Annotated in this window: 28 protein-coding genes; 11 read left to right on the top strand and 17 right to left on the bottom strand. The window is 70.6% G+C overall.

The annotated features are described in order from the left end of the window. Window positions 1-70 precede the first annotated feature (70 nt). Together HKK72_RS22245 and HKK72_RS22240 are read left to right on the top strand one after the other, a co-directional pair. Entirely contained in the window at window positions 71-364 is a 294-nt protein-coding gene (locus HKK72_RS22245) for a glyoxalase (protein WP_187236344.1), read from the top strand. Beyond that, on the top strand, window positions 361-1,368 hold the full coding sequence (locus HKK72_RS22240) for an NAD(P)/FAD-dependent oxidoreductase (protein ID WP_187236343.1): 1,008 nt from the start codon (window positions 361-363) through the stop codon (window positions 1,366-1,368). Before HKK72_RS22245 ends, HKK72_RS22240 begins: the two co-directional genes overlap by 4 nt. On the opposite strand, the gene HKK72_RS22235 is transcribed toward HKK72_RS22240, so the two are convergent. Genes HKK72_RS22235 through HKK72_RS22225 form a run of 3 tightly spaced genes read right to left on the bottom strand, consistent with a single transcriptional unit; the run spans window position 1,365 to window position 2,723 of the window. Beyond that, entirely contained in the window at window positions 1,365-1,607 is a 243-nt protein-coding gene (locus tag HKK72_RS22235) for a transposase (RefSeq protein WP_222721001.1), read from the bottom strand. The genes HKK72_RS22240 and HKK72_RS22235 overlap by 4 nt on opposite strands. 13 nt (window positions 1,608-1,620) lie before the next feature. Further along, window positions 1,621-2,226 (bottom strand): DNA-3-methyladenine glycosylase I, encoded by a 606-nt coding sequence (locus tag HKK72_RS22230; protein WP_187236342.1) that lies wholly within the window; start codon window positions 2,224-2,226, stop codon window positions 1,621-1,623. Further along, complete coding sequence (locus tag HKK72_RS22225; protein WP_187236341.1) at window positions 2,223-2,723, bottom strand: winged helix-turn-helix transcriptional regulator; 501 nt, start codon at window positions 2,721-2,723, stop codon at window positions 2,223-2,225. Before HKK72_RS22225 ends, HKK72_RS22230 begins: the two co-directional genes overlap by 4 nt. 223 nt (window positions 2,724-2,946) lie before the next feature. Between HKK72_RS22225 and HKK72_RS22220 the strand changes: the two genes are divergently transcribed. Beyond that, window positions 2,947-3,285 (top strand): nuclear transport factor 2 family protein, encoded by a 339-nt coding sequence (locus HKK72_RS22220; protein ID WP_187236340.1) that lies wholly within the window; start codon window positions 2,947-2,949, stop codon window positions 3,283-3,285. Between the two features lie 33 nt (window positions 3,286-3,318). Here the strand turns inward: HKK72_RS22220 and HKK72_RS22215 are convergent, their stop codons facing one another. The 3 genes from HKK72_RS22215 to HKK72_RS22205 form a co-directional block, all read right to left on the bottom strand. Further along, on the bottom strand, window positions 3,319-3,765 hold the full coding sequence (locus tag HKK72_RS22215; RefSeq protein WP_187236339.1) for a YdeI/OmpD-associated family protein: 447 nt from the start codon (window positions 3,763-3,765) through the stop codon (window positions 3,319-3,321). A gap of 230 nt (window positions 3,766-3,995) precedes the next feature. Further along, on the bottom strand, window positions 3,996-4,430 hold the full coding sequence (locus HKK72_RS22210) for a hypothetical protein (protein ID WP_187236338.1): 435 nt from the start codon (window positions 4,428-4,430) through the stop codon (window positions 3,996-3,998). A 61-nt stretch (window positions 4,431-4,491) separates the two neighbouring features. Then, a complete protein-coding gene (locus tag HKK72_RS22205) occupies window positions 4,492-5,115 on the bottom strand; it encodes a DinB family protein (protein WP_261987061.1) in 624 nt (207 codons plus the stop codon). Window positions 5,116-5,178: 63 nt separating this feature from the next. Between HKK72_RS22205 and HKK72_RS22200 the strand changes: the two genes are divergently transcribed. Then, the gene (locus tag HKK72_RS22200; RefSeq protein WP_187236337.1) at window positions 5,179-6,429 is read left to right on the top strand and encodes a serine/threonine-protein kinase; all 1,251 of its coding nucleotides are present in this window, start codon (window positions 5,179-5,181) and stop codon (window positions 6,427-6,429) included. 68 nt (window positions 6,430-6,497) lie between these two features. Here the strand turns inward: HKK72_RS22200 and HKK72_RS22195 are convergent, their stop codons facing one another. Together HKK72_RS22195 and HKK72_RS22190 are read right to left on the bottom strand one after the other, a co-directional pair. After that, entirely contained in the window at window positions 6,498-9,002 is a 2,505-nt protein-coding gene (locus tag HKK72_RS22195) for a vWA domain-containing protein (RefSeq protein ID WP_187236336.1), read from the bottom strand. A 121-nt stretch (window positions 9,003-9,123) separates the two neighbouring features. Beyond that, a complete protein-coding gene (locus tag HKK72_RS22190; RefSeq protein WP_187236335.1) occupies window positions 9,124-11,139 on the bottom strand; it encodes a vWA domain-containing protein in 2,016 nt (671 codons plus the stop codon). Window positions 11,140-11,217: 78 nt separating this feature from the next. Between HKK72_RS22190 and HKK72_RS22185 the strand changes: the two genes are divergently transcribed. Beyond that, window positions 11,218-11,763, top strand: a complete 546-nt coding sequence (locus HKK72_RS22185) for a helix-turn-helix domain-containing protein (protein ID WP_222721000.1) — start codon at window positions 11,218-11,220, stop codon at window positions 11,761-11,763. Window positions 11,764-11,876: 113 nt separating this feature from the next. On the opposite strand, the gene HKK72_RS22180 is transcribed toward HKK72_RS22185, so the two are convergent. The 3 genes from HKK72_RS22180 to HKK72_RS22170 form a co-directional block, all read right to left on the bottom strand. Then, window positions 11,877-13,235, bottom strand: a complete 1,359-nt coding sequence (locus HKK72_RS22180) for an ABC transporter permease (protein ID WP_187236333.1) — start codon at window positions 13,233-13,235, stop codon at window positions 11,877-11,879. Between the two features lie 3 nt (window positions 13,236-13,238). After that, window positions 13,239-14,024, bottom strand: a complete 786-nt coding sequence (locus tag HKK72_RS22175; RefSeq protein WP_187236332.1) for an ABC transporter ATP-binding protein — start codon at window positions 14,022-14,024, stop codon at window positions 13,239-13,241. A 225-nt stretch (window positions 14,025-14,249) separates the two neighbouring features. Continuing rightward, entirely contained in the window at window positions 14,250-15,407 is a 1,158-nt protein-coding gene (locus tag HKK72_RS22170; protein ID WP_187236331.1) for a hypothetical protein, read from the bottom strand. Window positions 15,408-15,647: 240 nt separating this feature from the next. Between HKK72_RS22170 and HKK72_RS22165 the strand changes: the two genes are divergently transcribed. After that, window positions 15,648-15,911, top strand: coding sequence for a hypothetical protein (locus HKK72_RS22165; protein ID WP_187236330.1), 264 nt, complete (start codon window positions 15,648-15,650; stop codon window positions 15,909-15,911). 363 nt (window positions 15,912-16,274) lie between these two features. Here HKK72_RS22165 and HKK72_RS22160 read toward each other — a convergent pair whose 3' ends face one another. Continuing rightward, window positions 16,275-16,508 carry a hypothetical protein gene (locus tag HKK72_RS22160; RefSeq protein WP_187236329.1) on the bottom strand — a complete coding sequence of 78 codons (234 nt, stop codon included), beginning with the start codon at window positions 16,506-16,508 and terminating at the stop codon, window positions 16,275-16,277. A 72-nt stretch (window positions 16,509-16,580) separates the two neighbouring features. Further along, the gene (locus HKK72_RS22155; RefSeq protein ID WP_187236328.1) at window positions 16,581-17,393 is read right to left on the bottom strand and encodes a maleylpyruvate isomerase family mycothiol-dependent enzyme; all 813 of its coding nucleotides are present in this window, start codon (window positions 17,391-17,393) and stop codon (window positions 16,581-16,583) included. A gap of 135 nt (window positions 17,394-17,528) precedes the next feature. On the opposite strand from HKK72_RS22155, the gene HKK72_RS22150 reads away from it, so the two are divergent. Continuing rightward, complete coding sequence (locus tag HKK72_RS22150) at window positions 17,529-17,930, top strand: VOC family protein (protein WP_187236327.1); 402 nt, start codon at window positions 17,529-17,531, stop codon at window positions 17,928-17,930. Window positions 17,931-17,952: 22 nt separating this feature from the next. Here HKK72_RS22150 and HKK72_RS22145 read toward each other — a convergent pair whose 3' ends face one another. Next, window positions 17,953-18,636: an AraC family transcriptional regulator gene (locus HKK72_RS22145; protein ID WP_187236326.1), complete on the bottom strand. Its 684-nt coding sequence runs from the start codon at window positions 18,634-18,636 to the stop codon at window positions 17,953-17,955. 67 nt (window positions 18,637-18,703) lie between these two features. On the opposite strand from HKK72_RS22145, the gene HKK72_RS22140 reads away from it, so the two are divergent. Next, the gene (locus HKK72_RS22140; RefSeq protein ID WP_187236325.1) at window positions 18,704-19,336 is read left to right on the top strand and encodes a pyridoxamine 5'-phosphate oxidase family protein; all 633 of its coding nucleotides are present in this window, start codon (window positions 18,704-18,706) and stop codon (window positions 19,334-19,336) included. A gap of 44 nt (window positions 19,337-19,380) precedes the next feature. Here HKK72_RS22140 and HKK72_RS22135 read toward each other — a convergent pair whose 3' ends face one another. The 3 genes from HKK72_RS22135 to HKK72_RS22125 form a co-directional block, all read right to left on the bottom strand. Continuing rightward, the gene (locus HKK72_RS22135) at window positions 19,381-20,691 is read right to left on the bottom strand and encodes an alpha/beta fold hydrolase (protein ID WP_187236324.1); all 1,311 of its coding nucleotides are present in this window, start codon (window positions 20,689-20,691) and stop codon (window positions 19,381-19,383) included. A 216-nt stretch (window positions 20,692-20,907) separates the two neighbouring features. Continuing rightward, the gene (locus HKK72_RS22130) at window positions 20,908-22,560 is read right to left on the bottom strand and encodes a penicillin-binding transpeptidase domain-containing protein (protein WP_187236323.1); all 1,653 of its coding nucleotides are present in this window, start codon (window positions 22,558-22,560) and stop codon (window positions 20,908-20,910) included. Between the two features lie 151 nt (window positions 22,561-22,711). After that, window positions 22,712-23,704, bottom strand: a complete 993-nt coding sequence (locus HKK72_RS22125) for a GlxA family transcriptional regulator (protein ID WP_187236322.1) — start codon at window positions 23,702-23,704, stop codon at window positions 22,712-22,714. Between the two features lie 101 nt (window positions 23,705-23,805). On the opposite strand from HKK72_RS22125, the gene HKK72_RS22120 reads away from it, so the two are divergent. The 3 genes from HKK72_RS22120 to HKK72_RS22110 all read left to right on the top strand — a co-directional run bounded on the left by HKK72_RS22120 (window position 23,806) and on the right by HKK72_RS22110 (window position 26,319). After that, window positions 23,806-24,594, top strand: a complete 789-nt coding sequence (locus tag HKK72_RS22120; protein ID WP_187236321.1) for an NIPSNAP family protein — start codon at window positions 23,806-23,808, stop codon at window positions 24,592-24,594. 127 nt (window positions 24,595-24,721) lie between these two features. Next, window positions 24,722-25,306, top strand: a complete 585-nt coding sequence (locus HKK72_RS22115; RefSeq protein WP_410050331.1) for an RNA polymerase sigma factor — start codon at window positions 24,722-24,724, stop codon at window positions 25,304-25,306. Between the two features lie 2 nt (window positions 25,307-25,308). Then, window positions 25,309-26,319, top strand: a complete 1,011-nt coding sequence (locus HKK72_RS22110; protein WP_187236319.1) for a CU044_5270 family protein — start codon at window positions 25,309-25,311, stop codon at window positions 26,317-26,319. Window positions 26,320-26,415 lie beyond the last annotated feature (96 nt).

Genomic DNA, 26,415 nt, shown 5'->3' with positions numbered 1-26,415 from the left:
GGCGCGTCTCTCAAAGCGCGTAGCCAGGTGATGATGGCGCAGGGGCTGGCCCTGCGGCACAGTGTTGCGGGTGAGCGTGCGACGCATCATGACGGACCTGCCCAGCCGGGCGCCGGCGGAGAGCCAGGAGTTCTGGCGGCGCGTGCTCGGTTGGGAGCCGATGATCGACCTCGGCTGGATCGTGACCCTGGCCGATCCCGCCTGGCCGGGGGTCCGGCTCAGCCTGATCAGCCATGACGAGTCCACCCCTGTGCGGCCGGCCGTGTCCGTCGAGGTCGACCATATGGACGCCGCGTACGCCGCTGCTTCGCTCGCGATCCCCGACGGGGACGGGAACGTCGTCAACGTGCTGAGCCGGCGGTGAGCAGCGACTTGGTGGTCGTCGGCGCCGGCATCGTCGGCGCCTCGGTGGCCTATCACGCCGCCCGGGCCGGTGCCGTCGTGACCCTCGTCGACGCCGGGCGGCCGGGCGCCAGCGTGACGGCGGACTCGTTCGCCTGGATCGGGGCGTCCGGCGTACGCACCGGTCCGGCCGCCGCGCTGCGGGCGACCGCGACGGAGGAGTACCGCCGGCTCGAGGCCGAGCTGCCGGGACTCCCGGTGACCTGGTCCGGCTCTCTGTCCTGGGCCGCGACGGACGGCGCGCCGGAGGCGGGGCCCGGGCAGGAGATCGTGGACGCGGCCACTGTGGCGACGCTCGAGCCCACCCTGCGGCAGCCCCCGGAGTGGGCTATCTGGGCACCCGGTGACGGCGCGGTGGACCCGGTGGGCGTGACCGAGCGGCTGGTCGCGGGTGCCCGCGCCCGCGGCGCCCGGGTCCGTCCGGACACCCCGGTCACCGCGGTCCGCCGGGACGCCGCGGGTCGGGTTGTCGGGGTCGAGACGGCCGCAGGACCCCTCTCCGGTGCGACTGTGGTGCTCGCGGCAGGCGTGGCCACGGCCGCGCTGGGCGCGCCGCTCGGCATACGCGTCCCGGTCGACCCGTCGCCGGCGACGCTCTTTCGGCTCCGCGCTCCGGCCGGTCTGGTCCGCACCGTGGTCAACACCCCGGACTTCGATCTCCGGCAGGTCGCCGCGGACCGGCTACTCGCCGCCGCAGACTCGCCCGAACGGACTCTCGCCGCCGTCCGGTCGACCTTCCGCGGCGCCGCGAACGTCGAGCTGCTCAGCACCCGGGTCGGCCTACGTCCCATGCCGGCCGACGGCGAGCCGATCGTCGGCCCGGTCGCCCAGGTGCCCGGCCTCTATGTGGCCGTGCTGCACTCTGCGGTCACGCTCGCCCCGGCCGTGGGCCGCCTGGTCGCGCGGGAGCTGGTCGACGGCGCCGTCGAGCCGGTGCTGGCGGGCTGCCGCCTCGACCGCTTCTAGGGCGCGACTCTCAAAGCGCGTAGCCAGGTGATGATGGCGCCGAGGACAACGCCGCCGCGGTAGGTGAGCGCGGGCTTGTCGTAGCGGGTGGCCAGACCGTGCCATTGCTTGAGGACGTTGAACGAGCGTTCGATGACGTTGCGTCCTTTGTACGCCTCGGCGTCGAAGGCCGGTGGGCGGCCACCGGCCGAGCCTCGACGTCGGCGGTGTCCTGCCTGGTCGGAGGGTTCGGCGATCACCGCGGCGATGCCGCTAAGCCTCGGTGGGGACGCCGTCATGGGGTTCGGCGCCGAGCGGCCGTGGCTTGGCCGGGCAGCCGTCGATGTGGTCGTCGACGACGCCGACGGCCTGTAGATAGGCGTAGACGATGGTGGTGCCGACGAAGGTGAATCCCCGGCGTTTGAGGTCCTTGCTGACCCGGTCGGACAGGTCCGTGCTGACCGGGAACGGATCCCCGGGCGCGGCGTGGTTGACGATCGGGGTGCCGTCGACCCAACCCCACAGGTAGGTGTCGAAGGAGCCGAACTCCTCGCGTACGGCAAGGAAGGCGCGGGCGTTCTTCACGGTCGACTGGATCTTGAGGCGGTTGCGGACGATGCCGGGGTCGGTGAGGAGCTCGTCGAGTTTCGGCTGGTCGTACGCGGCGATCTTCTCGAGGGCGAACCCGTCGAGAGCGCGGCGGTAGTTCTCCCGCTTGTTCAGCACGGTCGACCACGACAGGCCGGCCTGGGCGCCTTCGAGCAGCAGCAGCTCGAACAGGTAGGCGTCGTCGTGCGCGGGCCGGCCCCACTCGGTGTCGTGGTAGGACGTCATCAGGGCTGAGCCGAGCGCCCAGGCACAGCGTTCGTCGGTGGTCATGTGCGGTCCTGGGGGGTGCGAGGGTAGCGGGCGCGCATGGCGTCGCTGGCGGCCGGTCCGGCGGCGAAGACGTAGTCTGCCGCATCGTCGAGACGGCGGCCAGTGGAGGCGTCGACCACCACCGGCTCGACCTCCTCGCCGGTGGAGGCGTTCACGAGGATCATGCTGCGCTGCTCGGGAGTGAGGCGCGCGTTGCCCCAGGCCGCCAGCGCCACGATGACCGGGCGTAGAGACCGGCCCAGCTCGGTGAGCACGTACTCGTAACGGGTCGGGTTGGTCTGGTACGGGCGCCGCTCCAGCAGGCCGTCGGCGACCAGGGCCTTCAGGCGGCTGGTGAGCATGCTGGAGGAGATGCCGAGGTTCTCCTGAAACTGGTCGAAGCGGGTGTAGCCGTCGAAGGCGTCGTGGAGGAGCAACAGCGTCCACCACTCCCCGACGTGGCCCACTGTCGTGGACAGCGGGCACTCCCGGTCCTCCAGCCTGACCCGGATCGCCATTCGACCGCCCTGACGTCGTTACTGCTAAAGTCGAAGTCACTCACTTCTATTCTAGCAGTTATGGGTGGCGGGCGTTCCGGCGTCTTCGCGCCCGGGACGGAACCACTGTGACCACCTTCCTCAGCGACTCCCTCCAGGGCAGACAAGCCCTGGTCACCGGAGGCACCAAGGGTGCGGCGCCGCCATCGCCCGACGCCTCTCGTGCGCGGGCGCAACGGTCGTGGTGACCGCCCGCACCGAGCCGCCGGAAACGATCACCCGGTACCTGAACGCCCACCGCGCCCGTCATACCGACATCGCGATCGGCACCTTCGCCGACGACGCCACCGTGATCGACGACGGCAACACCTACACCGGGAGCGCGGCCATCCGAGAGTGGCTGGCCCATGCCGCGAATGAGTACACCTACACCGTCGAGCTCACTGGAGCCGAAAGGGTCGACGACGCCACCTTCGTCGTCACCAACCACCTCGAGGGCGACTTCCCCGGCGGAGTCGTCGACCTCCGCTACCGGTTCACACTCCGCGACGGCCTCATCGAACGTCTCACCATCGAACCGTGACGCGCACACGCGGACGTTCGCGGGCCATGGTCGTCATTTGCCGAGCCCGCGGAGCTCGGTGACCGCCTTGTCGATGCGCCGCCGCCGCGTCTCGGCCGCCCTGGCCCCCTCGACCGAGAGCACGTACCGCCGCTTGCCGCTGTAGGACAACCCTTCGAAGGCGCGCTTGGCGCCCGCATCACGGTCGAGCGCCTCCGCGAAATCGGGCGGGACGGCGACCTCACGCGGTTCGGTGTCGAGCTCGATGTCGACGTCCACCTCCTCGCCGGCGACGACACCGGCGTTCTCGCGCACCTCGGCACTCACCGGGATCATGAACCGGCCGCCCATGGGCGCCACCGTGCTGCGGTAGGTGTGACTCTTGATCGTGACGTGGACGGGCGGCCGCTTGCCCGACCCGAGTGCCGCGACGACCTCCGCCGGAACCTCGATGCCGGTGGCGGTCTTGCCGCCGAGTTCGATGGTGGCGTGAAATCTCATGAGACGAGGCTTCCCTTCGCTGCTTGGCTCTTCTCGGGCCTGCCGACCGGTTGAATCACATGACGTTCGCTCTCGGGTTCGGAGTGCGGCGTCAGCTGCGGATCTCGACCAGCTCGACCCGCCTCTACTCACGCGTCGAGCGGCGGACGGCCGGATCGACACGTCCGACGAAACTTCTGCCGGCGAGGTCGAGGTCGAGGCCGGGGTCGGCGAAGCGGCCGCTTCGCCGGTCAACCGGCCAGGGCTCGTTCGAGTATTCGCGGGATCCTCTGCGGCACGGGCAGGAGGTTCTCATGCACCAGCTCGAAGGGGTCGACCTGCCGAACGTGGCCGTCCCTGCCGGTGACGGTCACGACGTACCTGGTGCCGCTGGAGACGCGGTCATCCGGCAGCGCCTCCCAGCGCCCGTCGCGGGTGCGGATCAGCACCTCGGCGAGGTAGGCGGCCAGCTGCGTGTGCAGCCATACCCAGTCCTCCTTCTCCATCTCGCCGAGCGGGAGGGTGCGGACGAACTCGTCCAGCACATGCTGGAAGGTCATGGGATCGCGATCGAACGCGGCCAGGTCGCCGTTCAGGCTCTCCACCATGTCCCGGATGGCTTCATGGGCCTCCTGCGCCCACTCGTCCAGCTCGCTCTCCTTGTTCGCCTCGCTCGAGGTGGCCATTGGACTCGTCTCTTCTCCGTCGGACGCGACAGCGGACGCCATGATGGCGCGGCGGGTCCCGTCACTCGCCGATGACCCCGTCCGTGAGTTCGCGGACCACGTCGAGCTGGCCGACGTGGCGGGCGTACTCCTGCAGGACATGGAACATGATCCAGATCAGCGTCGGTGGCGGGTCCGGCGGATTGAAGCGACCACCGGTCGCGGCCGTGTCGGTGAGCCGCGCCGCGGCGACGATCCGCCGGGCCCTTGCGCACTCGTCGAGGAACAGGGCCTTGATGTCGCCGACGGTCTCGTCGTCGCCCACCTGCCATCGGTCGCCCGGCCCCAGGTCGCCCCACGGCGCGTCGACCTGCTCGGCCATGAAGCCCCAGCGGAACCACCTGCGCTCGACATGGGCGAGGTGCTTGAGCAGTTCCAGCGGCGACCATCCGGACGGGAGGCGGCTGGTGCGCAGTTCTCGCTCGGGCAGGCCGTCGAGCTTGCGCAGCACCGCGTCGCGGTAGAAGTCGAGGTAGCCCACGAGCAGATCCCGCGGGTCGGACAAGGTCTCCGGGGGTTCCGGTGGTGATTGCTCAGAGGTGACCATGACGGCGACGGTAGTACGCCGTCCGACGGGGGAGGAGACGACGTCCCGCATGCGGGACGGGGCACCGGCCGTGCGGGCCATGGTGTTCCATGTGTCCATGGCAGTTCCCGCCGCTCTGGCAGAAGCAGGCCGTACGTGGTGACCGGTCGGCCTGGACGGGTCGTGGCCGGACGCATCGCGTTGATCGACCGGATCGGCGCCGGCGCCACGGGGTCGGTGTGGCGGGCGTTCGACCACCGCGACCTCCGCCATTGCGCGGCGAAGCTGGTGAATCCGGCGATCGGCGGCACCGCCGTGGTGCGGGTGATCCGTGAGCAGTCACTGCGCATCGCGCATCCCCACGTCCTCACCCCGCACGGATGGGCGGCCGACGACGATGACCTGGTGCTCGTGATGGACCTGGTCCACGGCGGGTCACTGGACACGCTGGTCAACGACTACGGGCCGCTTCCCGCCGCATACGCCGCGGAGATCCTGGCGCAGTTGCTCGCGGCCCTCGGTCACGTCCATTCCGAGGGGGCGATCCACCGCGACGTGAAGCCGGCCAACGTGCTGCTGGAGGCGACCGGCGAGGGGCCGCCGCACGCACGCCTGATCGATTTCGGGGCCGCGCTGCATCCCGACGGCCGGCGCTTCACCACGACCGGCTTCGTGGTGGGGACGCCCGGTTACGTCGCGCCCGAGGTGCTGGAGGGCGGCGAACCGGGGCCGCGGCAGGATCTCTACGCCGCCGGAATGGTCGCCTGGCAGATGCTCACCGGAGCCGACCGGCCCGAGGTGGCACAGCGGTTCGGCCCGCCGCCGGAGGGCGTGCCGCCTCAGCTGTGGTCGCTCGTCGCCGGGCTTTGCGCGCTGGACCCCCGAGATCGCCCGGCCGACGCGGCGGTCGCGGGCGAGCTGCTGGCCGGCTGCGGGCTGGTGCTCGAGTCACCCGCTCGTACGGCCGGCGGCGAGCCGATCGAGATCTTCGACCAGCTGGGCCCGCTGCCCCAGGGCTGGGGCCCGCAGGGGCCGGTGCCGCAGCAGACCGGGGCGGAGGCGAGCCCGAGGCCGGAATTGGCCGGTCGCGGGCGGGAAGCCGAGCCCGTAGAGCGTGCGCGGTCGCTGGGTCGGCCGGTCATCGCCGCCGTGACCGCGGGGGCGCTCGGCCTGGCCGCGGCGGGCGGCGTGCTCGCCGTCCGCAGCATGTCGGATCGTCCGGGCGGCGGACCGACCGTGGGGTCCTCTTCCTCTCCCGCCTCCTCGACACCGGCTCAGGCGCCGGGTCCGGCGGGAGGGCCCGAGCGCGACCTCCGGGCCGGCGGCTCCTGCGGTTGGCAGGATGTCGGGACCGTCGAGACCACCACGGACGGCCGCCGGGTGCGCTGCACTTTCCGCTCCGACGACACCTACTACTGGCGGCCGGTCGGCTGACGGCCCGCCGCGATGGGCGGGCGGCAAGGCCGCGCCCGGTGGGACCGAGCGCGGCCGTACCCATGTCGTCAGCGGGGAGGGCCGAACGGCGTGTCGGGCCCCCGGGTGTGCGGTGGCGTCTCAGGTTCGCGGGTGCCGAAGGGCGTGTCGGGCTCCCTGGAACGGGGCGGAGTCCCCGGCTCAGAGGTGTGGGGCGGCACGCCGGTCCCCGGGGTCTCGGGCGGTGCGCCGGGCTCTGAGGTGTCGGGTTGCGTGCCGGGCCCCAGGTCGTAGGCCGGTGCACCGATCGGCAGGTCGCCCGCCGGTGCGCCGGCCGGCAGGTCGTAGGGCGGCGGGCTCGGCGGCAGGTTGTAGGGCGGCGCGTTGGTCGGCAGGTCGTAGGACGGCGCGTTGGCCGGCAGGTCGTAGGGCGGCGTGTCCGCCGGCAGGTCGTTGGCCGGCGCGCCCGTGCCCTGGGTCTGCGGAGGCGGGTCGACCGGCAGGCTGTAAGGCGGTGCGGCGGGCCCTGGGGTGTCCGACGGCATGCCGGGACCTGCGGTGTGCTGCAGGATGCCGGGAACCGCTGTGTAGAGCTGGCCTCTGGACGCCGGGGCGAGGTGTGGCGCGGTGCGGCGGCGTCGGGTGAAGAGCAGCGTCCCGATGAGTGCGACGGCGATGGCGCCGGTGACCGCTGTCACGATGGTCGACCAGGGGAGCCCGGATTCGGAGGACACCTTCCGGCCGGTCAGGGGCGGTATCGCCGCGGAGGGCTCGGCCGGTGGAGCTCCGAAGGTGTCAGTCTGGCCGGTGGCACCGGTGTACCGCGGGCCCTTCTCCGGTGAGCCGACGACAGAGACGTCCATGGTGACCGGGATCGGGTTAGGCTTCTCGCTCTCGGAGTTGTGCCTGCCGAGCTTGACGGCGAAGTAGTACCAACCCGCCACGCTGTGCGCGTTGAGCTTCGCGTCTCGGAGCTCGCGGTTGCGGTAACGGATCGGGAGCGTCGAGAAGCCTCCGGACTTGGCGGCGAGGTTCGGAGCGTCCAGCATCTTCGCCTGTCCCGAGTAGAACGTGGTGTCCCAGGCGAGCACTCTGCGGGATGGCGCGTACATCTCGCTCTCGATGTTCACCGCCAACCTGATGTTCGGATCGTCGGGATAACGCACGCGGTAGGTCAGGGCCTGGCCCCAGTCGAGCCGCACCTTGTAGAAGAGGAACTCGCCGTAGTTGAGCTGCTCGGTGTAGCGGCCCGAGCCGGGCAGGGCGGCCGCGGTGCCGAAGGACGCGCCGCCGGTGACCGGTCGCTCAGGTCCACCCGGGTCCTGGAAGGCCACGGGCTTGCCGGCCGGCTCGGGTCCCTTGTCGCCGGCCGGAGGCTCGAGGCCGACCAGCAGTTCGAGCGGCAACTGCTCGCCGCCGCCGCCGGCCGGCCGGTCGGTGGCCCCGGTGTAGTACACGACGAAGGTATAGCGACCAGGTTTTTTGCAGTCCGGGTACGGCGTCCGGGACGGGGACACCAGACCCTCCCAGGTGAGCTCGACGGTGAGTGGACGGCCGTCGTACCCGCTCGTCGTGATCTCGTTCTCGAAGAAGTTGCAGTCGGTGCCGTTCACGCCCAGCAACGCGACATTCAGCCCCTTGACCTGCACTGAACCGCCCCGTTCGAAGGGCACGGTCGCGGCGAAGTACGCGGTGTTGCCGGCCGGGATGTCGACCGAGTAGTAGCGCTTGGCGTTGTCCAGGGTGTCCTGGTAGGCGCCGGGTTTGATGACGGGCGCGCCCTGCAGGGTGGGTGTCCCGATCACGCGGGTGCCGGCGGCCTGGTAGTTGCGGAGCGCCGACTGGGTGACCCTGCCCAGTGCCCGTCCGAGCTCGGAGGCCTTCGGGACGTTGGTGTAGGTGCCGCCGGTGACCTGGGCGATGCAGGTCAGCTCCTTCTTGGCCTTGGCCTCGACCTGAAAACCGACGGTGTGGATGCGCAGGTCGATGCCCTGCTTGGCGAGTTCCGTGGCGACCTCGCACGGCTCGGGCGGGGCGCAGGTGTCCTCGCCGTCGGAGACCAGCACGATGGAGCGCGGACCGTCCTTGGACAGGGCCGCGGCAGCGGCACGCAGGGACTGCCCGATCGGCGTGTAGCCCCGGGGTTCGAACGCGTTCGCCGCCCGGGTGATGGCGGCCTTGTCGAGGGTGCCGACCGGGTGGACCATCTTGATGTCCTTGCAGCCGGCGGCCTTGTCGCCCGGCGCCGATCCGGTGCCGGTGCCGTACACCATCAGGCCCATCTTGCCGTTGGCAGGGACGGTGTCGACCACCGAGCGCACGGCGCGCTTGGCGGCGTCCATCTTGGTGCCGCCGGGAGCGCGTGCCGCCATGGAGCCGGAGGCGTCGAGGACCAGCATGATGGGGGCGAGTTTCTCCGACCCCTCGGGAGCCCCCGCTCGGGCGGTGGCGGCGAGCGGCTGCATCGGGATCATCGTGAGCCCGGCGAGCACGGCACCGGCCAGTGCGATGAGCCTGCCTGCGATCCCGGCCGTACGCGGCCGCCGCTCACGCATCGCGGTTGCGAACGGTCCGGTCCGCGCAGTGAGACGCATACTTCTCTCCCGGGAATCTCGTCGCATGCCCATGCGAAGCTAGTGTTTGCAAATGTTAATCGTCAAGTGGTATTGATGGCCTGATCCCCCGGCGGTGCCGAATGCGGCATCCCCCTCGTTGTCAGCGCGGAGGGCTTGGCGGCGACCCCGGGAGCGGAGTGTGCCGGGGTGCGGCGCGGCGGCGGGTGAACAGCAGGGTCCCGATGAGCGTGCTGATGCCGATGCCGCCGGCCGCCACCGCCGCGATGGTCCACGAGGGGAGTCCGGATTCGGAGGACACGTTCCGGCCGGTCAGGGGTGTCGCGGCGGAGGGGGCGGCCGGAGGGGCTCCGAAGGCGTCCGTCTCGTCGGTGCCATTGGCGTACTGCGGGCCCCTCCCGGGCGTGCCGACGACGGAGACGTCCATGGTCACCGGGATGGCGTTCGGCGGCGTGTTCCCGCTGACCGGAGTGCCGAGGCCGACGGCGAAGTAGTACCACCCCGCCACGCTGTACGGGGTGAACCTCCGGTCGTGGAGCTCGCGGTTGCGGTATTGGACCGGGAGGGTCGAGAGTCCGCCGGTCCTCTCGTTGAGATACGGGGAGTCGAGTGTCTTCGCCTGTCCCGAGTAGTACGTGGTCCCCGCCTTGAGCACCTTGCGGGACGGCGCGTACATCTCGGAGAAGACCTTGGCCGACGGACCGCCGCCCGGCTGGTCGGGATACCGCAGACGGTAGGTCAGGGCCTGGCCCCAGCCGAGGCGCACCTTGTAGAAGAGGAACTCGCCGTAGTGCATCTGCTCGACGTAGTGGCCGGAGCGGGGCAGGGCGGCCGCGGTGCCGAAGGAGGCGCCGCCGGTGACCGGCCGGTCCGGTCCACCCGGGTCCTGGAAGGCGACGAACCGGTCGACAGGCTCGGGCCCCTTGTCACCGGCGACCGGTGGTTCGAGGCCGACCTGCAGTTCGATGGGGAACCGCGCGCCGTCTTCGCCGGGCTTGCCGGGGCTGTCGGTGAAGTACACCTCGAAGGTGTAGCGACCGGGCTGCTCGCACGCCTCGATCGGTGTGCGGGTCTCGGACGCCAGACCGTCCCAGGTGAGCTCTGCGCTCAGCGGGCGGCTGTCATCGCCGAGTGTCGAGAACTCGTTCTCGGTGAAGTTGCAGTCGGTGCCGTTCACTCCCTTGAGCGAGATGTTGAGTCCCGTTGCCACCAGCGATCCGCCCCGTTCGAACGGCACGGTCGCGGCGAAGTACACGGTGTTGCCGGCCGGGATGTCGACCGAGTAGTAGCGCTTGGCGCCGCTCAGGGTGTCCTGGTAGGCGCCGGGTCGGAGGACGGGAGCGCCTCGCAGAGTGTCCGTACCGGTGACGGGGGTGCCGGCGGGCTCGTAGTTGCGGATGGCCGACGCGGTGACCCTGCCGAGCGCCCGCCGGAGTTCGGAGGCGTCCGGGACGTCGGTGTAGGTGCCGCCGGTGCTCTGGGCGATGCAGGTCAGTTGGCCCTTGGCCTTGGCGTCGACCTGGTAGCCGACGGTGTGGATGCGCAGGTCGATGCCCTGCTCGGCGAGTTCCTTGGCGACCTCGCACGGCTCGGGCGGGGCGCAGGTGTCCTCGCCGTCGGAGACCAGCACGATCGAGCGCGGCCCTTCGCTCGGGAGGGCGCCGGCGGCGGTCCGCAGGGACTGCCCGATGGGCGTGTAGCCGCGCGGCCTGACGGCGTTCGCGGCCCGGGTGATGCCGGCCTTGTCCAGGGCGGCGACCGGATGGACGACCTCGATGTCCTTGCATCCGGCGGTCTTCTCGCCGGCGGACGATCCGGTGCCGGTGCCGTACACCGTCAGCCCCATCCGGCTGTCGGCCGGGACGGTGTCGACCACCGAGCGCACGGCGTGCTTGGCGGCGTCCATCTTGGTGCCGCCGGGAGCGGGCGCCGCCATGGAGCCGGAGGCGTCGAGGACCAGCATGATGGGGGCGAGTTTCTCCGACCCCTCCGGAGCCCCCGCTTGCGCCGTGGCGGCGAGCGGCTGCATCGGGATCATCGTGAGCCCGGCGAGCACGGCACCGGCCAGTGCGATGAGCCTGCCTGCGATCCCGGCCGTTCGCGGCCGCCGCTCACCCGTCGCATCTGCGAACGATCCGGTCCTGGCAGTAGGATGCATACTTCCCTCCAAGGAAGCCCTCCGTCGTATGCGTATGCAAAGCTAGTGTTTGCAAATGTTAACAGTCAAGAGGGGCTGGTGGGCACCATAGAGGACAACGTCGACCGCAACCGCAAGCTGCAGGCCGAGTGGTACGGCGAGCCGCTCGGCGACCGTTTCCGGTGGCTGCTCGAGCGGCTCGGGATCTCGCAGGCGAGCCTTGCCCAGGTGCTCGGCCTCTCGCCGCCGATGCTGTCCCAGCTCATGTCCGGCCGCCGCGCCAAGATCAGCAATCCGGGGGTGCTCAACCGGTTGCTCGCGGTCGAGGAACTCGCCCTCGATCCGGGCCTCGCAAGACTGAGCCGCGACGCTATCGGCGAACGGCTGAGCCGGATCCGTGCGGAGTCGGCGACCACCTCGTCCGGTATGCGCGTGACCACACCACCGGCCCGGGCGGCCACGGAGGAGCCGGCGCGCGCACTGCAGTCACTGCTGCGCGCCGTGGCCTCCGCCGCCGAGATCGAGACCGCCGCGTCGCTCCTCGACGCCGGCTTCCCCGACCTCGCCGCAGTCCTGCGCATCTACGGAAACGGCCGTACGGCGGATGCCCAGGCTCATTTCGCGCGCACACTCGGCACCCCGTGACCGCCCGTGCCCGCCGCTCGGCCGGATCAGCGCGACAGTCGTACGGGGCGGTCGCTGGACGCGACCGCCCTGTACTCGGGTGGCGTGCGGGATCCGCACCGGCTCGGTCGGTGTCAGGCGGCCACCGCCTCGATCGCGGGCGTACGGACCACACGGCGGGCCGTGCCGACGCCGGCGGCCAGGGTGACGGTGACCGCGACGGCGACGATCCCGGTGAAGATCCAGATTGGTGAGTCCGGCACGACCGTGTCCGTCATCGCGATGCTGTACGGGAGGACCGTGACGAGCGAGGCGATGCCGCCGAACAGCACGCCGGTCGCCGCCAGCGCGATGCCCTCGAACGTGACCATGCGGAGTACCTGGCCGCGCGTCGCTCCCACCAGCCGCTGCCCGCCGAACTCACGGCGGCGGTAGGTCGTCGCCGCGACCAGGGTGTTGATGAGCATGATGCAGGCGAACAGCGCGATCATGCCGATGACCACCAGGTTGAGCGTCTCGGCGCTCTTCTGCTCGGCCGTCCGCGCCACACCGGTCGCGGCGGCCGCGGCGTTGTCGATGTCCTGCATGTACAGCGTGCCGGTGGCGATGCCGGTGAACAGGATGATCGGCATGAGCGCGGTGGCCATCTGGTTCGTACGCTGCCGTATGTTCTGCACGGTCAGGTAGCCGCTGACACCGGCCATCCGCTCCAGCGGCCATGCCAGTACGGCGGTCACGCGGCGCACCAGCAGCGGACCGAGGAGCGCCATTCCGATCGAGGAGACGATCGAGGCCGGCCCCGCCGTCTGCATCGCCTCGAAGTCCTCGGCGCCCATCACCGTGGCGGTGAGGATGCCGAGGTTGAGGCCGCAGGCAAGGAAGACGAGGGCCGCGATGACGCGTACCTTGCCCATCCGGGCCTCTCCGGTCGAGGCGTCGAGGAGCGAGTCGGCCACCCGCATGCGAGTCGTACGCCGGGCGGTCAGCAGTGCGGCGATCATGGATCCACCCACGGTGATGCCGAAGCCCATGCTGATCGCGACCGGTCCGAAGGCGTAGGACACGCCGTCGGCCACCTGGTCGGTGGAGATCAGCATCTCGAGCAGCGCATTGCCACCGAGAACGGCCACCGGCATCGCCAGGACGGCGGCGACGAGGGCGACGACGGCGCTCTCACCGACGATCATGCGGCCGATCTGGGCCGGTGTAGCGCCGATGCTCTTCAGCAGCGCCATCTCGGTGGCGCGCTGGCGGACCGAGAGGGTCAGCGTGGAGGTGACGGCGAAGATCACCAGGATCAGCGCCCAGCCGCCCACGACATTCCCCATGATCGAGAGCGTCTCGCCGCTGGCCGTCGGCACTCCGTCGCCCATGGATGTGTCGAGCATCGAGGCGAAGGCCATCACCATGGTCGCGCCGAGGAACATCGAAAGGAAACTCGCCACGAGGCTGCCGGTGCGGAATCGCAGAGAACGCAGAGCCAGGCCGAACATCGGTCACACCTCCGAGGAAACGCGTCGCTGGGACATGTCGCCGAGGTGGGTCATGCGTTCGGCGACGGCTTCGGGGGTGGGATCGGGGAGCCGTCCGACGATCCGTCCGTCGGCGAGGAAGAGCACCGAGTCGGCGTAGGAGGCGGCGATGGGGTCGTGGGTGACCATCACGACCGTTTGGCCGTAGATGCGCACGGCGGTCTGCAGCAGTGCGAGAACTTGGTGGGCGCTGCGGGTGTCGAGGGCTCCGGTGGGTTCGTCGGCGAAGATGACTTTGGGGTTGGCGACGAGTGCGCGGGCGATGGCGACGCGCTGTTGCTGGCCGCCGGAGAGTTCGGCGGGGCGGTGGCCAAGGCGGTCGCCGAGGCCGACGCGTTGTAGGACGGTGGTGCAGTGTTTGCGGTCGATCTTCTTTCCGGCCAGGCGGAGCGGGAGGGTGACGTTCTGCAGCACGGTGAGGGTGGGCAGCAGGTTGAACTGCTGGAAGATGAACCCGATGCGTTCCCGGCGGAACTTGGTGAGCGTGGTCTCGCGGCCGCCGGTCATCTCGGTGCCGTCGACGAACACCTGGCCGTGGGTGGGCTGGTCCAGGCCCGCTGCGCACTGCAACAGCGTGCTCTTACCCGACCCCGAGGGGCCCATCACCGCTGTGAAGGTCCCCGGCCGGAGCGTGAGGCTCACATCGTCCAACGCCGTCACCGTGTTACCGGCCGAACCATAGACCTTGCCGACCGACACCAACCGCAGTGCCTCGCCGCCGGCCGGGTGCGCGTTCGCGTGTCTCGCCATCGTCAGACCTCCCTTTGCGACGCGAGGTGCATCGCTTGGAAATGACGCTATGGCCTGCGGTTTCACGTCACGATGGGTGCAACTCGCCTAAGCCGGTAGGGAAAACTCCACCTTTCGAGGCCGCCCTGAAGCTCGCACCGACCTTGCGCGTGCGACCCGCGTGTGACGTCGCCTACGATCCGCGTGCCATGGCGCGTACGGCCCGCGCACGGACGGGGGAGCGGATCACTTCCAGCGCAGCGTCAGGGCCTGGTTGGGGCGTAGATAGTCGCGTGTCAGGGTGATGGTGACGTCGTCGCCGTAGATGTCCCACATGAGACCGTCGGTGGCCGGTGTCTGCGAGCCATCCGGATGTTCCTCCATGGCAGTGCATTCGGCGAGGTCGACGTTCTGCTGACGGATGCGCAGTGTGTACTGGCGGGTGTGACGGGGGATTCGCTGACGCCAGCGATGGTCTCCGTCGAATCTCCCGTTCTCGCACATGTAGCCGATGCGCGCCGACTCACCGGGCCGCAGCTGAGGGAAGATCTCGAAGACGAACCTGGCCGGGGCGGTGGTGTCGTTGATCAGCTGGATTTCCACACGCCGGTCGCTGTCAGGCGCGGGGGTGATGCCGAGCGGGCCGCCGGTGTGCTCGAACGACACTTCACGGGTCATTCGGCTGATCGGCTCGTCGGTGAGGTTCAGCAGGTCGATGCGGCAGGCGGCGGTGGCGCGGCCCTGGGTGTCGATGTGCACGTACGTGGTCGAGGTCAACTCCACGACCTGCCCTGCCAGGCCGGCGAGTTCACGGATCTCGGCGTCGCTGAGGCGGCGCAGTTGCTGCAACTCCAGGAGCTTGCGGCCCAACTCACGGGCGTGGTCGCTGACACCGGCCAGGCTCGGCCCGCTGAGCACGTCCGAGACCGATCTCAGCCCGGCGCCGGCGGTGGCCGGCACCCGCGGCACGTCTCCCCAGGCCGGCTCACCCGAGCCCCGAGCGTCGACTCGGTCTTCGATGATGCCGAGCAACTCGCCGACATCGGTCGTCCTCGACTCGGCAGGGTCGCTCCCGGGCCGGGCGGACGTCTCGGGGTGGGCAGAGGTCTGGGGCCGGGCGGACGTCTCGGGCCGGGCGGAGGCCTCGGGCCGGTACCGCTCGAAGAGCTGTTCCGCCGACCAGCCGGGGAACATCTTCTCCAGGATCCGGCAGTGGTCGGGATAGGGAAGGCCCTTCACCTCGCCGCTCAGCCACCGGTGCAGCTGCGCCCGGCTCGGCCAGCCGCCGACCAGGTCGGGGTCGACCGCTCTCGCGGCCTTGTCGTACTCGGTGCAGAACGTCCGATACGTCTGCCAGTGCCTCTCACGAAGCAGCACCTTCAGCCGTACGGGAAATTCGGTCATCACCAGCCTTTCGACCGCCTGAAGCTAACACAGACGATCAACAGATGAGACAGACATGAGCATGTAAAAGCCACAGATGCGATACGGGCGGTATCGCGACGTGACATCTCTCTGCAGGACTCTTGATCAGTGATCGGCGGCGGAACCGGTGACTGGGCAGAGGACGGTTGGCCGTAGACGACGGCTGTGGCCCACACCGCCGGTCCTGCCTTGAGAGGGGAGCGGAGCGTGGAAGCGAGCATGAGCTTGGAGCTCGAACTCCTCGCGGAGTTGCGGGTGGTGCTGGCCGATGAGCACGGGATCCGCTCACACGTCCGCAAGGACGTCGCAGGACTGGCTGTGGAGACCGATATTCCCGCTGTGTACGTGTGGGTGTTCGTCGGCTTCAGCGGCCGGTTCTTCTCCTGGCACAACGCCGACCGCCAGCACCCGGTGAACGACGTATCGGGAACGGCGCGGCGGATCGCGGAACAGGTCAGTGAGGTCAACGGGCAGAATTCATGACCCGCGGCCGGCCGCTGATGGAACGGTCGCACAGGCCGCCGGCGGACCAGGCGTGCGGAGGCGGGGCAGTCGCCCGTTGCGGCTGCCCCGCTGAGCCGGCATCCTCCTCGCGGTGGTGATGCGGGGCCATGATCGCTCTCCGCACCCTCCTCCGCCGTGATCATGTAGTTAGGTCGCGCTGGCCGGCCCGCCCTGGGTGGTGTGGTGGTGAATAAGTGCATGATCACGGGGGGATCACGCACGTGCGGGAGGATGGCTGCGACCTTTCCGCTGTTGAACGCCTTGTCCGTGGCGGAGACGGCCTCGTCCCGCCGGGCCGCCGACAGACCCGGTCGGGACCGAACCGGACCCCAGGAAAGCGCGTCACCATACGGTCAGGGGATGGCGGCCGCGGGTGCCGTCAGCGGGCAGATGCTCCGGGTTGTAGGAGACGGTCGTCACGCCGACCGTGCTGCACTTCTCGCACCAATAGGTCCGGTGCCCCCGGTGGCGGGCCAGAGCGGGCGGGCAGTCACAGGGCGCCCACCCGACTCTGATCAGGCCGCGCTTCATGGGGTGGTGGTAGGGACACGTCAGCGGCCGGTGCTCTGGGTCCATCCCTTGATTATGCCCAGATATCGTACGTTTGTTCGAATGGTACCGACTTGTGGCTTATGGGCGACGATCAGGTCATGGGGTGACGGCCATGTTGCCGAGGACGCGACCGGCCAGGTCATGATCGCCGTCGATGGAGACGTCGACGTCGGCGGGATCGCAGCGTCCGGCGGCGAGCCGCACGTAGCCCTCCCAGTCCATCGACAGGGTCACGGTCGGATGCGACTCCGGCTCCACCGGCCGGGCCCGTCCGTCATCGCCGACCAGGACGCAGGAACGGAACGACGGCGGGCCGGTGACCTTGAAGGTTATCGAGCTGCCGGGACCTGCCCCGGCCCGTTTGGCCACCACGAAGGACATGCCCGAGTCGATGATGTGGCGGGCGCGTTCGGCGGCCGGGGCGTCGAGGTTGCCGGGGCGGCCGGCCGCCCGGCGGATGTCCTGTTCATGCACCCAGCAGTCGAACGCGCGGAACATCATGAACCGGGAGTACGGCCCCATGCGCCCGTCCGGTGCCTTGACCTGCCGCCCCGGGTCGATGGTGGCGAGGTCGGTGAGCCTGCGTGCCAGCGTCTCTCGCAACTCCGCGACCACTGTCTCGGGCGGTCTCGTGCGGCGGGCGTCGACGGCGATCTCCAGGATCCGCCCGAAGTCGCTGCGTACGTGTGAGAGCCCGGCGGGCAGGGTGTGCGCCTCCTGCGGATCTCCGAGGATCATCCGCTCGACCCCGACGATATGGGCGACCTGGTCGCGGACGGTCCAGCCGGGGCACTCGGTGGGCAGGTCCCACTCGGCGGCACCCAAGGTCTCGGCGAGTTCGATCGTGGATCGGACGGTCTGCTCGAAGGCCGCCACGTTCCCCGACATGTCGCCTTCGAAGGGCTTCATGGCCAAGACCGTGTCATACGCGAATCGTCGCCTACAAGCCCCGGACATCGCGGAGGCCGGAGACCGGTCATGCGCTCGAGACCACGTCTGATTCCTTCAAGACGGAGGTGCGGCGGTTTCCGTACGGTGGCTGTCATGGCACCTACGTTCAATCTGATCAGCATCGTCGTATCCGATATGGGCAGGTCACTGGCCTTCTACCGGCGCCTCGGGTTCGAGATCCCCGCGGACGCGGACGCCGAGCCGCATGTCGAGGCGGCCCTTCCTGGCGGGCTGCGGTTCGCCTGGGACACCGCCGAGACCGTCAGCTCCATCGACCCGAGCTGGACTCCATCCGAGGGTGGCGGGAAAGTCGGCCTGGCCTTTCTCTGCGATGACCCCGCCGAGGTGGACCGCGTCTACGCCGACCTCGTCAAGGCCGGTTACGAAGGGCACCTGGAGCCCTGGGACGCGTTCTGGGGTCAGCGTTACGCGGTCGTCCACGACCCGGACGGCAATGGCGTCGACCTCTTCGCGCCGCTGCCGACCACGTCCTAGGCGACCAGGTCGTGGCCGGCCTTCAGATGAGGGCGCTGAGGGGGACGCCGGTCAGGGCCTTGACCTCACGGGCGAGGTGGGCCTGGTCGGCGTAACCGGCGATCACCGCGACGGTGGCGAACGGCGTGCCGGCGCGGGCGAGTTCGACGGCCCGGTTCATGCGCAGGATCCGGGCCAGCGTCTTGGGCCCGTACCCGAAGACGCCAAGGCAGCGCCGGTGCAGTTGCCGTTCGCTCAGCCCGGTCTCGCTCGCGATGGCGCTGACCGGCACGCCGGCGCGCAGCCGGGTCACGATCCAGGGCACCGCCGGGTCGATCGGATCGGCCTGGTGCAGCCGGTCGGCCGCCGTCTCCTCCATCACCACGCTCGGGACCTCCGCAGCGGCCAGGCGGTCGGTGAGGGCGCGGACGCGCGCGGCCGGCCAGAGATCGGCCAGCGGCACGCGGCGGTCGCGCAGCTCGTACGCGGGCACCCCTACGACGGCGGACCCGATGCCCGGAGCGAACCGCAACCCGGTGTAGCCGGCCCCCGGCGACCCGGTCGCCAGGTGCGCCGCGGTGTCGGGCCCGGCCACGAGCAGCTCGCCGTCGAACCAGATCAGATCGATGCAGCCGTCGGGCAGCACCCGCTGCGCCGTCGCCGCGGCGGGCTGGGTGCGCTGCCACACGACGGCTTCGTCCAGCCGCGATGCCCGCTCCCGATACATGTAATGCAGTATCCCTCCGGAATGCGACATCCTGGACGGTGACAACACCACTGCAGGGAGGGCCTCGATGACGGATGTCGCGGGTTTGGTGGAGATCGGCTCGGCGAGTGAACTGCGCGAGTTGCTGGGCGCACCGATGCCGAGGGCGCTCACCAAGGAGCGCGTCGTACTGCACGAGCGTGACCGGGAGTGGCTCGCGGCCTCGCCGCTGTGCCTGATCGCGACCGCGGACCGAGCCGGTCGCTGCGACGTCTCGCCCAAGGGCGACCCGCCCGGGTTCGCGTACGTCGTCGACGACGCGACCATCGCCATCCCGGACCGGCCGGGCAACCGGCGGGTCGACGGCTTCCACAACATCATCGAGAACCCGCACGTAGGGCTGCTCTTCCTGATCCCCGGGCGCGGTGAGACGCTGCGCATCAACGGGCGCGCCCGGTTGCTGCGGGACGCGCCGTTCTTCGATGAGATGACCGTCAAGGGGCACCGGCCGAACCTGGCGCTCCTGGTGGAGATCGAGCAGATCTTCTTCCACTGCGCCAAGGCGTTCATGCGCTCATCGCTGTGGAAGCCGGAGACCTGGGAACCCGACGCGCTGCCTTCGCACGCGCAGATCGTCAAGAGCGTCCAGCGCACCGAGGAGACCCTGGAACAGCTCGAGCGGTACTACGGTCCGGAGTACGCCAAGCGTCTCTACGGCTGAGCGCCCGGCGCCCGCCGCTGCTCGCAGCCTTCCCGACCGCTCGGTCAGGCGTTGCCGCGTACCTGCGCGATGAGCCGGTCCAGGACGGTGACCCCGTCGGTGCGCAGCGCGCTGTGCTCGTACTCGTTGGTGATCCAGGGGCGCAGGCCGCGGATCGACCGAGCGGTCCGCAGCGAGTGCTCGCGCTCCACGTACATGTCGTCGTGGTAGACGGCGGCGGCGACCGGCACCTCGTTGGCGCGCAGCCGGCCGGCGTCGTACAGGTCGGGCCAGGAGTCGCGTTCGGCCAGCAGTTCGGCAGTTTCGCGCAGCGGCTGCAGCACCGGGTCGGTGTCGAACATCCAGGGGTAGATCATTTCCCCGGTGAACAGGACGGGAGCGCCCTCGTCGAGCGCCGCGTCGGGGTCGAACTCGGGGAACTCGGCGCGGATCCGCTGTGCCGACCAGCGGCTCGCGCCCGAGGCACTCTGCCCGTAGCACGGCTCATGCAGCAGGGCGTAGAGGGGCCCGGCCGCGAACGTCAGCTGGGCCTCGACGTCGTACAGGAACCCGTCCGGCGGCAACCCGGGCAGGTCCGAGCCGGAGCCGCCCGCGAAGGCGTCCTCGAGCAGGTAATGGAGCCGGTGGCCTCCGCCGAGGGTGCCGAGCACGCGTCCGAGCGCCTGCAGCGCCTCAACGGTGAACCGCCCCCCGCCGGGCAGCCGCACGTCATGGTCGCGCAGGTGCGCGGCCAGTCGCCTGACCCGGTCGACGTCGCCGGGGTAGGCCTCGTAGTATTCGGCGTTGCGCGTCACCATCCGCGGATAGGCGGCGCGGTAGACGTCGTCCGCGGTGGCGTCCAGACCCGGCAGGCCGCCGGTGATGAAGGCCTCCCGTACGCCGTCCGGGGCGAAGGACAGGTAGGTGACAGTGCAGAAACCGCCGAAGCTCTGCCCGAGCACGCTCCAGGGCTCGTCGCCGATCAGCGAGCGGCGCACCGCCTCGGAGTCGCGCACGATCGAGTCGGCGCGGAACCGGGCGAGGTAGTCGGCCTGGGCCTTGGCGTCTCCCCTCTGCGGCAGGGTGTGCCGGTTGGCGGGAGTGGACCGTCCGGTGCCACGCTGGTCCAACAGCAGCACCCGGTAGTCGTCGAGCGCCCGGTCGAGCCAGTCCTGGCGGCCGACCGGCCGCGGACCGCCGAAGCCGGGGCCGCCCTGCAGGAAGAGCAGCCAGGGCAGCCGCGCGTCCGCATGGTCGGCGGCGACGACCCCCCGCGCGTACAGCTCGATCTGTTCGCCGCCCGGATCGTCGTGGTCCAGCGGGACGGTGAAAGTGTGATCGGTCAGTACGGTGCCGGGGTGTCGAAACGTGCTCACCGGCCCGACCGTACCCGATGCTCCTGATCAGGCGGCCGGCCGGTGCGCACGTATCGTCGCACCGGGGGCCCGCCACGCCGTCCCGGCGGGCGATCGGCCCGCGCGGCTCTCACCAGCGGAGTGTTCGAGCAGTGCCTGCTGGGACGGGTCGGCGGTCAGCCGCAGGGCGCGCCGATCCGGCCACGCCCGCGCCGTCCTGCGTGATGCCCACCGAGGTCACAGTGCTGCGCGCAGAAAGCGGGCCGCGATGGGAGCGGCCGCCTCGGCTCCCGTTCCGCCGCCTTCGACGATGACGGCGAACGCGAGGTCGCCGCGGTAGCCGATGAACCACGCATGCGTGGGCGGGTCTTCGCCGGAGCCGTACTCGGCGGTGCCGGTCTTGCCGGCCACCCCGGGCGGGAAGTCGACCTGTGCGGCCGTGCCCTCGCTGACCACGGCCGGCATGAGGTCGCGCAGCGCCCTGACGACGCCGGGTTCGAGCCGGTGGGGCGCCTGTGGGGCGTGGCCGCCCGCGTCGGCGGCCTGCCCGGCCAGCCGGGTGTCGACCAGCCGTGGCGATCGCCAGGTGCCGCCCGCGATCGCCGCCGCGACGGACGCCATGTTGAGCGGGCTGGCGAGGACGGCGCCCTGCCCGAACGACGCCGAGGCGAACTCGGCCGGATCCTTGGGCTTGGGGAACGACGCCCGTACGGCGGGCACGCCCGCGATGATCGGTGCGCCGAAACCGAACATCGCCGCCACCTGCGAGACCCGGCGCTCACTGAGCCGGTCGACGGCCAGCCGGGCGAACGTCGTGTTGCACGAATGCGCGAAGGCCTCGCGGAACGGCACCGTGCCGAAGTCCTCGTGCTGGTAGTTCTTGAAGGAGCGGCCACCGACGTTGGTCGTGGCCGGGCAGCCGACCGGTGTCTGCGGGCCGAGCCCGTCCGCCACCAGGGCCGACGCGGTGATCACCTTGAACGTCGAGCCGGGCGGATAGCGGCCGAGCAGTGCCCGGTTGTAGCCGCCGGGCTTGTTGGCCACCGCGACGATCTCACCGGTCGACGGACGCAGCGCCACGAGCGAGGCGGGCCGGTCCACGTCCGACAGCGCCCGCCCGGCCGCCTCTTGCGCGTCCGGATCGAGGGTGGTGCGCAGCGGGGTGCCGGCCTTGCCGCCGAACCGCTGCAGGGTACGGACGGGATTGCCGCGGGCGTCGACGATCTGTACGGCCTCGGCGGGCGTTCCCGCGAGGCGGCGCTCGTACTGTCGCTGAAGGCCGTCCGAGCCGATCTGATCGCCGACGAGGTAGGGCGGCCCGAGCCGCTTGACGTCGGCCGCGGTGGCGGCTGCGAGCGGCCCGACGAGCTGCTGAACCGAGCCCGAGGTGCTGTCGTCGATCGGGCTGCCGTCGGCGGCGCTGACGGTGGCCCGATCGGGCCACGACCGGGCCACCCGCAGCCGACGGCCTTCGCCGAGTTCCGGATGCAGCGCGGTCGGCGACCATGCGACCCGCCATTTCCCATCGCTGCGGATCAGGCGAAGTCTGCCGTCGTAGCGCCAGGTCTCACCGCCGCGCAGGGCCAGCTCGGCGGTGAAGACCGACAGGACCGAGTCGCCCTTGTCGCCGGTCGAGTCCTGGCGGAACCGCCACCGGGTCACGCCCAGGTCGTCTCGCATCCGGGTGTGCTGGGCGGCGAAGTCGGCGGGCGGCCGGCTCACGAGGGCGCTCATCGCGGCGAAGTCACCGCGCTGCCAGGCGGCCAGATAGCGTCCGGCGGTGGCGCCCGGCCCGTCGTCGTCGCGAAGATGCCACACGACTCCCGCCCCCACGAGCGCGGCCACGGTCGTCGTCGAGATGACCGCGAGGGCCACTCGGGATCGGCGCATCAGAGCTCCCTTCACCAGAGGTTCGTGTTTGGAACGTTCTAGAGAAGACCAGCAGACCGTGGCTTATGTCCAAGATTGATACGTATGTCATGCGATATCCGGATCGATATGACGGCTGGTCACGAGCCTCTGGGGCAGCCCCGAGCCGCTTTCAATCCGCGGAGTCCTGAGGCGGTTCTCCGCCGCGGAACGCGCGGCGGTAGTCGGTGGGGGTCACGCCGACGCCCCGGCCGAAGTGCCTTCGCAGGTTGGCCGCGGAACCGAGCCCGCTGCGCTCACCGACCTGGTCGATCGGCAGGTCGGTGCGTTCGAGCAGCGCCTGTGCGCACATGAGCCGCTGGCCCAGCAGCCACCGCAGCGGTGTCGTGCCGGTGGTGGCGTGGAAGCGGCGCGCGAACGTCCTCGGGCTCATCCGGGCCTGCCCGGCCAGTTCGTCGACGGTCAGCGGCCGGTCGAGGTGCGCGCACGCCCACTGCAGCACCGGCCCGAGCCCGTCGTCGCCGGCCTCGGGCACCGACAGGTCGATGTACTGCGACTGCCCGCCCGGGCGGTGCGCGGGCACCACCATCCGGCGGGCCACCTGGTTGGCGACGTGCGCGCCGAGGTCGCTCCGCACCAGATGCAGACACAGGTCCAGTGCGGCGCTGCGACCGGCGCTGGTGAGCACGTCGCCCTCGTCGACGTACAGCACCGACGCGTCCACCCGTACCCGCGGGTGTCGCTCGGCGAGCGTGTCGGCGTGCAGCCAGTGGGTCGTGGCCCGCCTGCCGTCGAGGAGGCCAGCGGCCGCGAGCACGAAGGCGCCGCTGCAGAACGAGACGACGCGCGCACCACCGGCGTGAGCCCTGCGGACCGCGTCGATGAGCCCCGGCGGGAACTCCAGGCCCGAGTCCAGGCAGGCGTGCGGCACGGCGGGGACGATCACCGTGTCCGCATGCGTCAGCCCGTCCAGCCCGTGGGCGGTGTGCACGACGAGACCCGACTCGGTCCTGGTCCGGCCCGGCCGCGCCGCGCACAGCCTTACGTCGTACGACGGCGGGCCGGCCGGAACGGCCTGGACCATCCCGAAGACCTCGCACGCGATGGCCACCTCGTACACGGGCATGTCGTCGATGACCGCCACAGCGACGGAACGAGCGCTCATAGCCGTCAGCGTATGGCAGGAATTTTGCGGATACCGGCAGTCCGGCCACTCGTCCGTCCTGCTCGGCGATGACACGGTTGTCGCATGAACACGGTTGCCGCATGAACGCTCCCGGTCGGCCCGACCCGGGTCAGGAAATCCGCTGCTCCGTCATCGAGCTCAGGCAGTACACGCTGCATCCCGGCCAACGCGACGTCCTGATCGAGCTCTTCGACCGGGAGTTCGTCGAGACGCAGGAGGCCGTGGGCATCAGCGTCATCGGCCAGTTCCGCGATCAGGGCGATCCCGACCGGTTCGTCTGGGTACGCGGCTTCCCGGACATGCGGGCGCGGGCCGAGGCGCTGACGGCCTTCTACGTCGAGGGTGACGCCTGGCGGAGGCATCGGGACGCGGCGGTGGCCACGATGGTCGACAGCGACGACGTACTGCTGCTCCGCCCGGTCGGCGCGGCGCCCGGCTTGCCGCCGGGTTCCGCTCGGCCATCGGCGGGCGCCGGGGAGCCGCCCGCCTCGCGCGTCATGGTCACGATCTACCACCGCGAGCCGCCGATCGCACCGGCCGACCCGCGCCAGCCGGTCGACGACGACTTCGCCGTCTTCTTCCGCGACCGCGTCGCACCGGTGATGACCGAGACCGGGGCGCGGCCGCTGGCCTGCTTCCAGACCGAGCCCGCGGAGAACACCTATCCGGCGCTGCCGGTGCGGACCGGTGAGAACGTCTTCGTGTGGTTCGCCGCCTTCCCGGACGCCGCCGACCACGCGGAGCACGGCCGGCTCCTCGACCGGTCGCGCACGTGGACCGAGGAGGTGCTGCCCGAGCTGTCGGCGCGCCTGATCTGCCCTCCGCGGCACCTCACGCTGACGCCCACCGCCCGATCGCGACTGCGCTGACGACCGCTCGATGCCGTGGGAGTGAACTCGTCGGGGCCGAAGGGGCGATACAGGATGTTCCCGTCCCCCCGATAGGAAGGGCGTTCATGACCAGATGCTCCCGGACCCGGTTCGCCCGGTGTCCACGGTGATCTCGGAGCGGCTCGTTCAGCCGGATTCGGACGCGCGGCTCATCGTGGCGTCGCGCCATGAGCCCGAGGTGTTCGCCCAGCTCTTCGACCGCTACAGCGCCATGCTCTACCGGTACGTAGTCAAGCGGCTCGGCCCCGAGGTCGCCGACGACCTCGTCGGTGAGGCGTTCCTCGTCGCCTTTCAGCGGCGGGACCGGTATGACGCCGATCGCCCCGACGCGCGGCCGTGGCTGTTCGGCATCATCACCAAGCTGATCTCCCGTCACCGCAGGACCGAAGCGGCCCGTTACCGGGCGATGGTCCGCAGCCCGCGCGAGGTCGTCACCGAGGGACCGGCCGACCGGGTGGCGGTCGGCGTCTCGGCCGCCGCCGCCCGCCCCGCCCTGGCGAGCGCACTCGCCGGGCTGTCCAGGGGCGACCGCGACGTGCTGCTGCTCGTCGCCTGGGCGGACCTGTCGTACGCGGAGACCGCCGACGCGCTCGGCATCCCGGTGGGCACGGTGCGGTCGCGGCTCAACCGGGCCCGCCGGAAAGTGCGCGCCGCACTCGGTGACACCAACCCCCTGCTCGACGAGGAGTGACCATGGACGATCTCAAAATGCTCGGCGACCTCGGCCGCCACCTCGACGAGGAGCCACCGGCCGCACTCGTCCGGCAACGGCAGCGCCTCGTCGAAGCGGCCCAGGGGAGGCCGTCCCGGCGCCGCCTGGCGGGGTTCGGCCGCAGCCGGCCGGTCCTCGGTCTGGCCGTACTGGGCACGGCGGTGGCGATCGGAATCCCGGCCGTGCTCATGTCCGGCTGGGGTGAGGTGACCCGTCCCCTGACGGGCGGGCCAACCGTGAACGTCGCGAAATCCGCGCCCTCCATCCTGTCCGACACCGCTCCACGCCCGGACCAGTTCCTCTTCGTGGAGACCCGGCAACAGTACGAAGCCTGCAATCTGGCCAAGCCGGTGTGCAGACTCGACCCCGCCTCGATGCGCCGGGTCTGGCTGTCCGTGGACGGCACCCGCGACGGCCGGATCGACCAGAAGGTGGCGGGCATGCCCATGTCGGCGACCGTGCCGGGCTGCCGGAACGGCGTGCGGACCCAGATCGTCCCGGAGAAGAAGGACAGGAGCTCCGGACGGAAGATCAAGGTGACCGAACATTGCACCCCCGATCCGGTCGACCGGAGCAGGCTGCCGGGCGACGCCGAGGGCATGCGGAAGCATCTCTATGGCCAGAGCGACGGCGGCCGGTCCCGTGCGGAACTGATGTTCAAGGCCGCCGGTGACGTGGTGCGGGAGTCCTATGTCCCCGCCAAGGTGCGCAAGGCGCTCTTCACCGCGACCAGGCGGATCCCCGGCGTGACCCTGAACCCGAAGGCCGTCGACCCGGCGGGCCGGCACGGAGTGGGGCTCAGGTTCACCTCGCCCTATGACGGAATCCGCACCGAGTACTTCTTCGACCCGAAGAACTACCAGTACCTCGGTGTCCGTGAGGTCACGACGAAGGCGCTGCCGGACATGGGCAAGCGGAAGGGCGAGGTGTTCGGCTCCGCGGCGGTATGGCGGATGGTGGCCGTCGACCGGGTCGGTCAAGTGCCGGGTTGATCCGCCGCCGGGCTGATCGGCCACCGCGTTGATCTGGGGGCCGGGCCGGCCGCCGCACCGTACGGTGCCCGGCCCGGCCCGGCCCGGCCCGATGCG

Origin of the sequence: Actinomadura sp. HBU206391, assembly GCF_014323665.1 — a bacterium.
Classification (GTDB): domain Bacteria; phylum Actinomycetota; class Actinomycetes; order Streptosporangiales; family Streptosporangiaceae; genus Actinomadura_C.
Note: the sequence above shows the minus strand (reverse complement) of the source record. Positions and strands in the feature narration are given on the sequence as shown.